This window comes from Pseudomonas sp. GW823-FHT02F05 (assembly GCF_058797315.1).
Genome location: NZ_JBXAJM010000001.1, coordinates 300,961 through 313,602, shown reverse-complemented (window position 1 = coordinate 313,602; position 12,642 = coordinate 300,961). Strand labels below are relative to the sequence as shown.

Sequence of the window (12,642 nt, the reverse complement as noted above, 5' to 3'; positions counted from 1 at the left end):
GATGCTCTTTGCCCGCGATTAACGGGGGATTAACGCCCACTGCAACGTCAGCGCTGCGATTACGCCATAGCGCAGGCTTTTCGCCAGGGTTACCAGCAGTAGAAAACGCCACAACGGCTCACGCATCACCCCAGCCACCAACGTCAGCGGATCACCAATGACTGGCACCCAACTGAGCAACAACGTCCAGTGCCCCCAGCGTGCGTAATGGCTGCGAGCCTTGTCCAGCTGATTGGCGCTCACCGGGAACCAGCGTCGCTCTTTGAAGCGCTCGACCGAGCGCCCCAGCAGCCAATTGACCAGCGAGCCCAGCACATTACCCAGGGTGGCGATGCCCAGCAGCAGCCAAAGGTTGTAATGCCCGCTGAGCAGCAGGCCGACCAGCACAGCTTCCGACTGCAGGGGCAATAACGTCGCGGCGCCAAATGCCGCGCCGAACAGCCCCAGGTACCCCATCAACACCGGTCAGTGAGCCGGGTAGTCCGCTACCACCACGTCTTCGCCGTCGCGGGTCAAGCCAATGATTTGATACGCCTCGCTGCGTCCGTCTACTTCCATGCCTGGCGAGCCCAATGGCATGCCCGGTGCGGCAAGGCCCAGCAGGTCGTTGCGCTTGCGCAGAGCCAGGACCTGCTCGGCGGGTACGTGGCCTTCGACGAACTTGCCGTCGATCACCGCGGTGTGGCAGGAGCCAAGGCGTGGCGCCACGCCCAAGCGTTGTTTCACCGCGCTCATGTCGGCTTCAACGTGGTCGTTGACCTTGAAACCGTTGCTCTCCAAGTGGCTGATCCACTTCTTGCAGCAGCCGCAGTTGGCGTCGCGGTGTACATCGATGGGGATCAGTTCGGCGGCCTGGGCCAGGGTGGTGGTAAACAGGGCACTGAGCAGGGCCAGTCGCAATGGGGTTTTCATCGTGGGTCTCACTGAAGGCGCGGCAATAAGCCGGGCATTCTCCCTGCTTTTGCCGGCATGTTTGCAATGTGACGTCGTGGTAATGTTTCTAAATTATACGAACCCCGGATTGTCCAGCCGCTGCTTGAGCCGGTCCAACGCAATCGCCGACAACGCGACCATGCGCTCATGCAAAGACGCCAGTTGCAGTTCAGTCTCGTAAGTCAGCACCCGTTTGAACAGGGTGCCTCCCTGATGAGCGCGCAAGCAGTAATGGATGCAACCGTCAACCGCCAGGGAGGTGAACACGGTCTTGAACTCGCTGGGGCGGCGGGCGATTTGTACGCGGTAACTCATGGGGACGCGTATGCCCAGCAGGTCGATGATTTCGGTAAAACGCGTGCCGACCGGTAATGAGCCGGTGGTGCCGGTGTCGGCGCTGAGGGAGGTGGGGTGCCACTCGTGCCAGCGGTCGGGCTGGGTCACATAGTCATAAACCGCCTCGATCGGCGCCTGGATGAAGCGTTCCTGACTGATCTGCTCCAAGCGGACCGAATGCTCAGTCGCGTGCATGACACACCTCCTGTGTGGCGGTTTTTACACTAGGAGTTGTGAGAATAGTCTGACTCCCATGCTTTGCACGAGAGTCGGCAGACCGTTGATCAATCCCGCTGAGAACGGCCCCCACAAGGGTTTCCAGCAAACGCTAGATATCCAGCATGGCCAGCACTTCCTTGGGGTAACGCAGGCCTGCGGTTGCATTGGCAGGGAAGATTGCGTCCAGCGCAGCCAGTTCGTCAGCGCTGAGAGAAATCGACAGCGCCTCCACATTCTCTTGCAGATAGGTGCGCCGCTTGGTGCCCGGAGTCGGGATGATGTAATCGCCTTGGGCCAATACCCAGGCCAGCGCCAGTTGCCCGGCCGTGACACCTTTGTCTGCCGCCAGGCTCTTGACCTGTTCTACCAGCAGCAGGTTTTTCGCAAAGTTCTCACCCTGAAAGCGCGGGCTGAAGCGTCGGTAATCATCGGCGCCGAAATCATCCGGGCTCTTCAAGGCGCCGGTGAGAAAACCTCGGCCTAGCGGGCTGTACGGCACAAACGCGATGCCCAGGCGCTGGCAGGCGGCGAGGCAGCCGTTGTCTTGCTGGTCGCGGCTCCACAGCGAATATTCGCTTTGCAGGGCACTGATGGGATGGACCTTATGCGCCCGTTCCAGAGTAGCGGCGGACGCCTCGCTCAGGCCCAGATAGCGCACTTTGCCCTGTTTCACCAAGTCGGCCATGGCGCCGACCGTTTCTTCGATGGCCACGTCGGGGTCGATACGGTGCTGGTAGTACAGGTCCAGCGTATCCACCCCCAGGCGTTGCAAGGTGCCGTCGATGGCGTTGCGGATATACTCGGGCCGGCCATTCACCCCGCGCACTACGGGGTTGGCAGGGTCGCGCACAATCCCGAATTTACTGGCCAGGAACACTTGGTCGCGCTTGCCGGCAATAGCCTTGCCGATCAGTTGCTCATTGGTGTGCGGGCCGTACATGTCCGCGGTATCGAGAAAGTTGACGCCCAACTCCAGGGCGCGGTGCAAGGTTGCGGTGGCTTCGGTGGTATCGGTGCCGGGCGTGTAGAAATCGGTCATGCCCATGCAGCCAAGGCCGATGGCGGACACATGCGGGCCGTTTTTACCGAGTTGTCGAGTGTGCATAGGGAAGCTCCTTGTGATGAGGGGCCCATTGTTACCCTTGAAAAAATGCAGATAAACCCGCTAAAAGTGCTATCACTGTTCGTAATATCTAAACAATTCCCCGCGGGAGCATTCTCTTGGATCGTTTTAACGCCATGCGCGTGTTCACTCGGATTGTTGAATTGGGCGGGTTTGCCAAGGCCGCCGACAGCCTGCAATTGCCACGCGCCTCCGTGACGATCCTGATCAAGCAACTGGAGGCCCATCTCGGCGTGCAACTGCTGCAGCGCACCACGCGCCACGTCAGCCCGACCCTGGATGGCGCGGCGTACTACCAACGTTGCGTGCAATTGCTGACTGATCTTGAGGAAACCGAGGCGGTGTTCTCCACGCGGCGCCAGAACCCCCGGGGCACATTGAGCATCGATATGCCCTCAGGCATTGGGAGCTTGATTGTGATTCCGGCCTTGCCAACGTTCACCGCGCTGTACCCACAGATCGAGTTGGAGATCGGCCTCAATGACCGGCCAGTGGATCTGATTCGCGAAGGCGTCGATTGCGTGTTGCGCGGTGGTCCGGCCCTGGATGAATCGCTGGTGGCACGCCCCTTGGCGATGATGGAACAACTGACCCTGGCCAGCCCCGCGTACCTTGAACGCATGGGCACGCCCACTTGCCTGGAGCAGTTGGCGGGTCACCAAATGGTCGAGTACGTGTCCAGCGCCAGCGGTAAACGTTTTGGCCTGGAATTTCTGCTGGGCAGCGAGTTGCATCCGATCAACCTGCCGAAAGTGGTTGCCGTGAACAGCTCTGCCGGTTACTTCGCTGCGTGCGAAGCCGGCTACGGGCTGATCCAGGCACCTCGTTATCACTTCCTGCGCCAACTGGCCGAGGGCACGCTGGTGCAGGTGCTCCCTGATGTGGCAGTGCCGAAGATGGCGCTGACTGCGTTGTACCCGCCTCATCGGCAGTTGTCGCAGCGGGTGAGGGTGTTCGTCGATTGGCTGGTGCAGTTGTGCGGTCGGCCCGGCACCGGCTTGCAAGGCTAGGCTTGCGCCCTGCGATAGGCGCCAGGCTGTTGCCCGGTGACTTTATGGAAGGCTCGGGTAAACGCCGCCACCGATTGATACCCGGCCGCCAGCGAAACCTCGGCCACCGTCTGGTCCGCCTTGAGCAACCCACAGGCGTGGCGCATGCGGATCATCAGCAGCACTTGCCCGGGCGACTGCCCACACAGTTCGCTGAAGCGCTTGAAAAACGCCGAGCGCGACAACCCGGTACAGGCCGCCATGCTTTCCAGGCTCCAGGGCTCGGCGGGGCGGGCGATCAATTGCTCCAGCAAATGTGCGAACGCCGGTGCCCGGCCCAGCGCCGCAAGGCCGCCAAGCTCGGTGTTGTCGAGCACTTGCTGGCGCAGCACATACAGAAACAGCAGGTGGCACAGGCGCTCAAGCAGCGCGGAAGAGGGCGCTGGGGTGCGTGCGCATTCTTGCAGGATCAATTCGAACAGGTTGCGTGCAGCCATCAGCGACGGGTCGCCGGCGCGCAGGATGATCCAACTGGGCAGGGTGTCGACGATCAGCGTCGACAATCCGGATTGGAAGTGAAAGAAACCGCAGACTAGTCCTACGCCGTCCGTGGCCGTGCTATCGAGAGGCAGCATCGAGCGGCGTGGGCACTGCTGGGCGCCGGCCGCCGTGGCTTGGCCGGAAAGCCTGAAGGCAAAGTCCCGCAGCAGGAACACCGCATCACCATTGTTCAGGTGTTGGGGCGTTGGATCACCGTCGATATGCAGCCAGCAATCGCCTTGCACAATCAAGTGGAAGCTCGCCTGCGCCAGGCCATGGGTGCTCGCGTGCCAGTCACCGCAATAACGGCCGACGTGAAACAGGCTGGTGTTGAGTTCGAGGCTATCTAATAACCAATCGACAAGTACATCGGACGAATTCATCTAATGGAAAGACTCAAGAGCAAGTAATCGCTACTTTAGCCTATTGAGCGCTTTTTTTAGAACCAACAGACTGGGGCATTCAAACCCAACAGGAGTCCACTTCATGTCCCGTGTACCGTTGCTCACGCCTGAAACCGCACCGGAAGCCGCCAAGCCCTTCCTGGAAAACGCGCTGAAAGGCTCGGGTTTTATACCTAACCTACTGGGCGTACTGGCCAACGCACCGGCTGCGCTGGAAACCTACATCACCGTCTCCGGTTTGAATGCCAAGGCCGAGCTGAGCCTGGCCGACCGCGAAGTGGTGCAACTGATTGCCGCCACTACCCACGGTTGTGATTTCTGCGTCGCCGGCCACACGGCGGTTGCCCGCAACAAAGCCAAGTTGCCCGAGGAGGTGATCGAGGCCTTGCGCCGCCGGGGTGAGTTGCCTGACGCGCGCTATGAGACACTTGCCGCGTTTACCCGTGAAGTGATCGCCACCCGTGGGGATGTGAGTGACGCGGGCTTTGAGGCGTTCCGCGCCGCTGGCTACACCGACGGCCACGCGCTGGAAGTCATCCTGGGTGTCAGCCTGGCAACCCTGTGCAACTTCGCCAACGTGTTTGCCCGCACCCCGCTGAACCCGGAGCTGGCGCAATACCGTTGGGAAAAACCGGCCAACTGATTCGGCGTTGGCCCACCTGCTGTAAAAGGAGAGACATGAATGCTTGACCCAATCTTGAGCCGTTGGCTCGATGTTCAAGCGCAGGCCCTGGACGTGGGCAGTTGCGATCCACAGGAAGTGCTGCCACGGCTGGCAGAAGCCAATATTCTGAGAATCGGCGTGCCCACCCACCTGGGCGGCCTGGGCGGCGATGTGGCGGGTGCGGTCGAGGCCATCGCCAATGTGGCCAGCCATTCCCTGGCTGCGGCGTTTGTGTGCTGGGGCCAGCGCTCGTTTATCGAGTACCTGCTGCAGAGCCCCAATCAGCGCTTGCGCGAGCAACTGATGCCAGACCTGCTCAGCGGCAAGTTGGCCGGCGCCACCGGGTTGTCGAATGCGATGAAGTTCCTGTCGGGTATCGAGACGTTGCAGATCAGCGCCGAGCCCAACGACCACGGTTGGATCCTCAACGGTCGCCTGCACTGGGTGACCAACTTGCGCAAGAATGGCTTTGTCGCTGCGGCGGCCATCGAGCATGCCGGGGGCGGCGCGCCATTTATCCTGGCGATTCCGGACTCGGTGGCCGGGTTGCAGCGCTCCCGCGACCTGGAGCTGCTCGGGCTGCAATCGAGCAACACCGCAGCGCTGGGCCTGGAAGGCGTGGAGCTGAGTCGCGAGTGGTTGTTGCACGAGGATGCGCGCAAGTTTTTACCGGCGGTACGCCCGGCGTTTCTGGGCTTGCAGTGCGGTATGTCGATTGGTTTGGCACGGCGTTCCCTGGCTGAAGTAGCCCACCATTTGGGCGCCAGTCGTACCGTGTTGCGCGACGAGCTGGAAGCCCTGCGCGCAACGCTGGATCATCTGGTCAGCGAGCTTGAAAAGGGGCTGTTGGCCGGGCGCTTTACCGCCGAGCCCATACCGCTGTTCAAACTGCGTATCGCCTTGGCCGAAACCGCCGCCAGCGCTGTACAGCTTGAACTGCAAGCCAGTGGCGGAAAGGCCTACCTTACCGCCCACGGCAGCGGTTTTGCGCGGCGCTGGCGCGAGTCGGCCTTTGTGCCGATTGTGACGCCTAGCCTGGTGCAACTGCGTACCGAGCTGCACCGCCAGGCCAGTCTATGAGCCAGGCGGTATTGACGGCCCAGGGCATTTGCCTGGGGTACGGCAGCGGGCCGGTGTTGCAAGGCTTCGACTTGCACTTGCAACCGGGTGAAGTGGTGTCGATCCTGGGCCCCAGCGGCGTGGGCAAATCCAGCCTGCTGCGGGTGCTGGCTGGCTTGCAGGTACCTCAATCTGGCCTTGTGCAGGTATTAGGCGAGCCATTGAGCGGCCCGCATCCGCGCGTGGTGGTGGCCTTTCAGGACCCGAGCCTGCTGCCTTGGTTGACCCTGGAAAAGAACGTCGCCTTTGGTCTGGATTTCGCCCGCCAACCGCACTTGAGTGGTGAAGAGCGCCGCCGGCGTGTTGACCACGCCATTGCAGCGGTAGGGCTGGAACCTGCGCGCCAGCAGTTCCCGGCGCAATTGTCCGGTGGCATGGCCCAGCGCACGGCATTGGCTCGCTGCCTGGCGCGTCAGCCGCAAGTGTTGCTGCTCGACGAACCCTTCGGCGCCCTGGACGAAGTGACCCGCGCCGACATGCAGCACCTGTTGCTCAAGGTCAATCGTGAGCAGGGCTCGGCGGCGGTATTGATCACCCATGACATCGACGAAGCGCTGCTGCTGTCGGACCGCATCCTGCTACTGGGTAACCGCCCGGCGCGGACGTTGGGCGAGTGGGCTATCGATTTGCCGCATCCACGGGAAGAACAGGTCGAGGCCATCGGCGCGCTGCGTATCGAAATTTTGAAAACCTTACGGCAGGCGAGCCGCCCTCAACCCAACCCCCTTGAACGACAGGAGTTTACTTATGTGTCTGGATGACCTGGCCCACTCGCGCCGTGACTTTCTCAAACTCTCCGCCGTGCTCAGTGCCGCCGGCGCCTTGCCTCTGCTGAGCAGCCTGCAGGCGCGTGCCGCCAACGAGCCCGACGCGCCGGTGCGTATTGGCTATCTACCTATCACTGACGCCACGCCACTGCTGGTGGCCCACAACAATGGCCTGTTCGAAGCCGAAGGTATCAAGGCCGAGCGCCCAGTGTTGTTGCGCAGTTGGGCCCAAGTGATCGAGGCGTTTATCTCCGGCCAGGTCAACGTGATACACCTGCTGTCGCCAATGACCGTATGGGCGCGCTACGGCAGTAAAGTGCCGGCCAAAGTCGTGGCGTGGAACCATGTGGGCGGTTCGGGCTTGACCGTATCCCCAGGTATTACCGACGTGAAGCAACTGGGTGGCAAGTCGGTGGCGATTCCGTTCTGGTACTCGATTCATAACGTGGTGGTGCAGCAACTGTTCCGCGATAACGGCCTCACGCCGGTCACTCGTGCCACCGGCAGTTCGATTGCCGCCAATGAGGTCAACCTGATCGTGTTGCCGCCCTCGGACATGCCTCCGGCCCTGGCCAGCAAACGCATCGACGGCTACATCGTCGCCGAACCGTTCAATGCCCTGGCAGAAAACCTCAAGGTCGGTCGCGTGCAGCGCTTCACGGGTGACGTGTGGCGCAACCACGCGTGCTGCGTGGTGTTCATGCACGAGCACGACCTGGCCAACCGTCCGGAGTGGTCGCAGAAGGTGGTGAACGCCATCGTCAAGGCCCAGGTGTGGACCCGCAACAACCGTGAAGAGGCGGTGAAGCTGCTGTCCAAGGATGGCCCGAACCGTTACACGCCCCATGCCGAACCGGTGTTGAGCAAAGTCCTGGCGCCGGCGGCCAGCGACCGCGCCTCCTACGTGGCCGACGGCGCGATCCAGCACGCCAACTGGGACGAGCATCGCATCGACTTCCAACCGTACCCGTTCCCCAGCTACACCGAAGAACTGGTGCGGCGCTTGAAGGACACCTTGATCGAAGGCGACAAAAAGTTTCTCACGGACCTGGACCCAGCCTTCGTGGCCAAGGACCTGGTGGACGACCGCTTCGTGCGCAACGCGATCGAAGCCGTGGGTGGCATGCAGACCTTCGGTTTGCCGGATGGTTATGAGCGGCACGAGGAGATCGGCGTTTGAACAACAGCAGAATCCCCGGCTGGTGGCTGGGGCTGAGTGGCTTGGCGGGTTTGTTGGTGCTGTGGTGGTTGGGCGTGAAAGTGTTCGGCGAGGCCGATGGCCTGTCGGCGCGCTTTTCCCTGGCGGCCACCGCCAGCAGCTTGTGGGAATTGCTCGGGCGGGGTGAGTTGTACCTGCATATCGCCGTGAGCCTGAAGCGTATTTTCGTCGGGCTGTTTATCGCGTTGTTGGTAGGCGTACCCCTCGGGCTGCTGGTGGGCAGTTCGCGTAACCTGGAGGCGGCGACCACGCCGGCGTTCCAGTTTCTGCGGATGATTTCGCCACTGTCCTGGATGCCGATCGTGGTGATGCTGATGGGTGTGGGCGACCAGCCAATCTATTTCCTGCTGGCCTTTGCCGCTGTCTGGCCGATCATGCTCAACACCGCAGCGGGCGTGCGTCAGCTCGACCCGCGCTGGTTACAGTTGAGCAAGAGCTTGAGCGCCACGCGTTGGGAAACCTTGCGCCGGGTGGTCATTCCTGGCGTGGTAGGGCATGTGCTGACCGGCGTGCGCCTGGCCATCGGCATCCTGTGGATCGTGCTGGTGCCCTGCGAAATGCTCGGGGTCAGTGCGGGGCTGGGGTATTACATCCTCGACACCCGTGATCGGCTCGCGTATTCGGAGTTGATGGCGATGGTAGTGGTGATCGGGGTGCTGGGGTTCGCGCTGGATGCGTTTGCGCGTTGGTTGCATCGGCGGTGGGTGCATGGCGGCTAAGTGGTTGAAACCGGCGTCGAGGCTCCGAACCCGCCTGACGAGTAGGTAATGTCGATGCAGTAACGCGTGAAGCCCCCAGGCGTGCTGCACGCGTTGTGCACGAAGCGTTATCCGGATGCAGATCAGCGGCGCTGGTAACCGCCACCACCCTCATAGCGGTGATCATGCCAGCCCCCGCCGCGCGGGAAGAAGAAACAACCGCCCAGGCTCAGCATGATCATCAGTGGAACCAGCAGGATGAGTCGTCGCAGCATTTCACAGTTCTCCAAGGGGTATTCGCAAGGCCTGTCAGGCGGAGGGCAAGCCAAAACTTTTCATCGCCTGTAACATAAGACCCTGCCGAAACCGCGCCATCCCCGTGACTGGGTATGTGCTTGGCATGCACGGCGATACACAGTGGATACATTCTTCAGGTTCAGGAACTCGTCATGACCCAAAAGCAACGCTTGAAATACTCGCTTCTGATTGCCCTGGCTGTACTGGGCGCGATGTTCGGCCTGTCTTATCTGCAGAACACAGGCGTGATCAGTGAAAAAACCTTCCAGTACCTGGCCATCGCGATTGCCGTGGTCGTCGTCGTGATCAACGGCATCATGCGCCGCAAGGTCAAGCCTAACTTCTGACGGGCGTCAGTCAGGCACGACCTTCGAGTACCTTGGCAGCCTCTTCATGGAGGCTGTAGCTCTTGTCAGCGTTGAGGGTGATCACGCCCTCGCTGCATAGACGCTTGAGTACCTCGCGCACGCTGAGAAACGACAACGGTATGCCCAGCTCCAGCAAATGGCTGTGCACGCCGCGTACCCCGAGGGTGCGCTGGTTGTCGGCGGCAGTGAGGAGGGCGTCGATGACCTTCAGCCGGATCAGGCTGGTGCGCAAACCGAAACACTTGAGCAAATGGCGGATGCGCTGGTTGCCCTGCTGTTCGGGCGCGTTACCGAACGCCCGTGCGTCGTTGCCATAGTGGGTATCTGCGGCCTTTGAATGTCCATCCGTGGGCACTTGCGGGTTATACATGCAAAAACTCCTTTTCAGAGCCTGATCAGGAAAAAGATGGTGCTCTTGGGTAATAAGACGAACGAGTGACGCAAATCATGAAACGATGGATGTAGAAAATTTGTCGGTATCAGGTTTGTCACATCCCCTGCGCCGTCGATAGGCAACCTTGTGCGGTTAAATTTTGCCGGGCGATGTGCGTTCTTACGGTGGGGTAACCATCCCTCGTGAGGCTGTTCAATTTGACTGTGGAGTCGGCGTGATTATTTCCAAGGGGTTGTCCAGAGTGGGCACGGCAGGGCTGTTACTCGCCTTGAGCCTGGCCGTATCGGCACGCGAGCAAGTGACGCAAACGTCGGCGGATATACGGCGTACCAGTTATGGCGTGCCGCATATTCGCGCCTCTGATGAGCGGGGCCTGGGGGTAGGTATGGGGTACGCCTATGCCCAGGACAACCTGTGCCTGCTGGCCAATGAAATAGTCACGGTCAATGGCGAGCGGGCGAGGTTTTTCGGGCCGGACCAGGCGACCCTGGAAGAGCGCAACAACCTTGCCAGCGATGTATTCTTCAACTGGCTGAATACACCCGAGGCCGTTGCGGCATTCTGGAAAGCCCAGACGCCCGAGATGCAACAGCGCATCGAAGGGTACGTGGCCGGCTACAACCGTTATCTCAAGGATAAGGGCGCACCCGCACAGTGCCAGGCCGCCTGGGTACGGCCCTTGGTAGTGCAAGACCTGGTGAAGTTGACCCGCAGGCTATTGGTGGAAGGGGGCATCGGCCAATTCGCCGAAGCCTTGGTCGGGGCAGCACCGCCGCAGGCCACCGCCAGTGTGCAGCCCGGTGCCAAAGCCTTTGCCACGGCCGCCGCCAACCAGCAACGCTTCACGCTGGATCGAGGCAGCAATGCCGTTGCCGTGGGCCGTGACCGCTCATTCAATGGCCGTGGCATGCTGCTGGCCAACCCGCATTTCCCGTGGGTGGGCGGCATGCGTTTTTACGAGATGCACCTGACCATCCCGGGCCAGTTGGATGTGATGGGCGCTGCACTGCCGGGGCTGCCCGTGGTGAACATCGGTTTCAACCAGCATGTGGCGTGGACTCACACCGTGGACACGTCCAAACACTTCACCCTGTACCGCCTGACCCTCGACCCCAAGGACGCCACCCGTTACCTGCTGGACGGCAAGTCCATCCCCCTGGATAAAACCGCCGTAACGGTACAGGTCAAGCAAGCTGACGGCAGCCTCAAGGCCGTGACCCACACCGTCTACAGTTCGCAGTTCGGCCCCGTGGTGCAATGGCCGGGCAAGCTCGACTGGGACAACCACTACGCCTTCAGCCTGCGCGACGCCAACCTTGGCAACGACCGGGTGCTGCAACAGTGGTACGCCATGAATCGCGCCGGTAGCCTCAAGGAGCTGCAAACCTCAGTGCATACCCTGCAAGGCATCCCCTGGGTCAACACCCTGGCCGCCGATGACCAGGGCCAAAGCCTGTACATGAACCTGTCGGTAGTGCCCAACGTCAGCGCCGCCAAGCTGGCAAAATGCAGCGACCCACGGGCCGGCCTGCAAATGATCATACTCGACGGCGCCCACAGCGCCTGCGCGTGGGACATCGACCCGCGCGCGGCCCAGCCGGGTATCTTCCCGGCCGACCAGTTGCCCCAGTTGCAACGCACCGACTACGTGCAACACTCCAACGATTCCGCCTGGATGGCCAACCCCAAGGCGCCGCTAAGTGGCTTTTCGCCGGTGATCAGCCAGGACAACATCGGCCTCGGCCCGCGTGCGCGCTTCGCGCTCCAGCGCCTGCAAACCCTCGAGCAGCAGCCGATCACCGTCACTGATCTGCAAGACATGGTCATGGACAACGAGGTGTACCTGGCGGGCCAAGTCATGCCCGACCTGCTGACGTTCTGCGCCAAACACCTGGGCACTGACGCCGCTACGCTACAGCCGCTGTGCACCAGCCTGAAAAACTGGGACCAGCGCGCCAACCTCGACAGCGGCGTCGGCTTGGTGCACTTCATCAACCTGGTGCAGCACCTGCAGCAAATCCCTGACGCCTGGCGCGTGGCCTTCGACCCGGCCCACCCCCTGACCACCCCTAGCGGCCTCGCCATCGACCGCGCCCCGGTCGCCAAGGCCCTGCGCGCAGCCATGCTGGCCTCCAGCGCTGAGGTCAGCAAACTGGGGCCGACCCGCTGGGGCGATATCCAAGTCTCCGGCCAAACCCCCATCCACGGCGGCCCGCAAGAACTCGGTATCTACAACGCCATGCAAACCGTGCCCCGCGCCGACGGCAAGCGCGAAGTCGTCAGCGGCACCAGCTACCTGCAAATCGTCAGCTTCGACGACAAAGGCCCCAACGCAGTCGGCGTCCTGGCATTCTCCGAGTCCAGCAACCCGGCGTCCGCCTATTCAAAGGACCAGACCCAAGCCTTCTCCGAGAAAAAACTGCGCCCATTGCCCTTCACCGAGGCCCAGATCAAGGCCGACCCGCACTACCAAATCCACACGGTGAAGGAGTAGGGCAGAGGCGCAACCCCTTGATGCCAAGGCAGAATATTTTTTGAAATCAAGGGGTTGCAGGCCTAGGCAAATGAGTAC

The 12,642-nt window shown here is 61.5% G+C and carries 15 protein-coding genes; 8 read left to right on the top strand and 7 right to left on the bottom strand.

Annotation, left to right across the window (positions count from 1 at the left end; genetic code table 11):
- Positions 1 to 18: 18 nt before the first annotated feature.
- The 4 genes from AC1RAC_RS01505 to AC1RAC_RS01490 form a co-directional block, all read right to left on the bottom strand.
- A complete protein-coding gene (locus AC1RAC_RS01505; protein ID WP_054897382.1) occupies positions 19 to 462 on the bottom strand; it encodes a YqaA family protein in 444 nt (147 codons plus the stop codon).
- Between the two features lie 3 nt (positions 463 to 465).
- Positions 466 to 912 (bottom strand): DUF411 domain-containing protein, encoded by a 447-nt coding sequence (locus AC1RAC_RS01500; RefSeq protein ID WP_034127552.1) that lies wholly within the window; start codon positions 910 to 912, stop codon positions 466 to 468.
- A gap of 93 nt (positions 913 to 1,005) precedes the next feature.
- A complete protein-coding gene (locus AC1RAC_RS01495) occupies positions 1,006 to 1,464 on the bottom strand; it encodes an SRPBCC family protein (RefSeq protein ID WP_054897383.1) in 459 nt (152 codons plus the stop codon).
- 133 nt (positions 1,465 to 1,597) lie between these two features.
- On the bottom strand, positions 1,598 to 2,593 hold the full coding sequence (locus tag AC1RAC_RS01490) for an aldo/keto reductase (RefSeq protein ID WP_492616051.1): 996 nt from the start codon (positions 2,591 to 2,593) through the stop codon (positions 1,598 to 1,600).
- Positions 2,594 to 2,709: 116 nt separating this feature from the next.
- On the opposite strand from AC1RAC_RS01490, the gene AC1RAC_RS01485 reads away from it, so the two are divergent.
- On the top strand, positions 2,710 to 3,621 hold the full coding sequence (locus AC1RAC_RS01485; RefSeq protein WP_492616050.1) for a LysR family transcriptional regulator: 912 nt from the start codon (positions 2,710 to 2,712) through the stop codon (positions 3,619 to 3,621).
- Here AC1RAC_RS01485 and AC1RAC_RS01480 read toward each other — a convergent pair.
- The gene (locus tag AC1RAC_RS01480) at positions 3,618 to 4,523 is read right to left on the bottom strand and encodes an AraC family transcriptional regulator (RefSeq protein WP_492616049.1); all 906 of its coding nucleotides are present in this window, start codon (positions 4,521 to 4,523) and stop codon (positions 3,618 to 3,620) included. The genes AC1RAC_RS01485 and AC1RAC_RS01480 overlap by 4 nt on opposite strands.
- A gap of 103 nt (positions 4,524 to 4,626) precedes the next feature.
- Here AC1RAC_RS01480 and AC1RAC_RS01475 point away from each other — a divergent pair, with 103 nt between their 5' ends.
- The 5 genes from AC1RAC_RS01475 to AC1RAC_RS01455 are packed head-to-tail and all read left to right on the top strand — an operon-like array spanning position 4,627 to position 9,032.
- Complete coding sequence (locus tag AC1RAC_RS01475; protein ID WP_054897387.1) at positions 4,627 to 5,187, top strand: carboxymuconolactone decarboxylase family protein; 561 nt, start codon at positions 4,627 to 4,629, stop codon at positions 5,185 to 5,187.
- A gap of 39 nt (positions 5,188 to 5,226) precedes the next feature.
- Positions 5,227 to 6,288 carry an acyl-CoA dehydrogenase family protein gene (locus AC1RAC_RS01470; RefSeq protein ID WP_127882237.1) on the top strand — a complete coding sequence of 354 codons (1,062 nt, stop codon included), beginning with the start codon at positions 5,227 to 5,229 and terminating at the stop codon, positions 6,286 to 6,288.
- The gene (locus AC1RAC_RS01465) at positions 6,285 to 7,088 is read left to right on the top strand and encodes an ABC transporter ATP-binding protein (protein WP_492616048.1); all 804 of its coding nucleotides are present in this window, start codon (positions 6,285 to 6,287) and stop codon (positions 7,086 to 7,088) included. Before AC1RAC_RS01470 ends, AC1RAC_RS01465 begins: the two co-directional genes overlap by 4 nt.
- On the top strand, positions 7,075 to 8,274 hold the full coding sequence (locus AC1RAC_RS01460) for an ABC transporter substrate-binding protein (protein WP_034127545.1): 1,200 nt from the start codon (positions 7,075 to 7,077) through the stop codon (positions 8,272 to 8,274). Before AC1RAC_RS01465 ends, AC1RAC_RS01460 begins: the two co-directional genes overlap by 14 nt.
- Entirely contained in the window at positions 8,271 to 9,032 is a 762-nt protein-coding gene (locus AC1RAC_RS01455; RefSeq protein WP_054897391.1) for an ABC transporter permease, read from the top strand. The genes AC1RAC_RS01460 and AC1RAC_RS01455 overlap by 4 nt, the downstream gene beginning before the upstream one ends.
- A gap of 122 nt (positions 9,033 to 9,154) precedes the next feature.
- On the opposite strand, the gene AC1RAC_RS01450 is transcribed toward AC1RAC_RS01455, so the two are convergent.
- Positions 9,155 to 9,286, bottom strand: a complete 132-nt coding sequence (locus AC1RAC_RS01450) for a hypothetical protein (protein ID WP_254914091.1) — start codon at positions 9,284 to 9,286, stop codon at positions 9,155 to 9,157.
- A 174-nt stretch (positions 9,287 to 9,460) separates the two neighbouring features.
- Here AC1RAC_RS01450 and AC1RAC_RS01445 point away from each other — a divergent pair, with 174 nt between their 5' ends.
- Complete coding sequence (locus AC1RAC_RS01445; RefSeq protein WP_014718591.1) at positions 9,461 to 9,655, top strand: hypothetical protein; 195 nt, start codon at positions 9,461 to 9,463, stop codon at positions 9,653 to 9,655.
- Positions 9,656 to 9,665: 10 nt separating this feature from the next.
- Here the strand turns inward: AC1RAC_RS01445 and AC1RAC_RS01440 are convergent, their stop codons facing one another.
- Complete coding sequence (locus AC1RAC_RS01440) at positions 9,666 to 10,046, bottom strand: hypothetical protein (RefSeq protein ID WP_034127544.1); 381 nt, start codon at positions 10,044 to 10,046, stop codon at positions 9,666 to 9,668.
- 238 nt (positions 10,047 to 10,284) lie between these two features.
- Between AC1RAC_RS01440 and pvdQ the strand changes: the two genes are divergently transcribed.
- On the top strand, positions 10,285 to 12,564 hold the full coding sequence (pvdQ, locus tag AC1RAC_RS01435; RefSeq protein WP_492616047.1) for a bifunctional acylase PvdQ: 2,280 nt from the start codon (positions 10,285 to 10,287) through the stop codon (positions 12,562 to 12,564).
- The last annotated feature ends 78 nt before the right edge of the window (positions 12,565 to 12,642 follow it).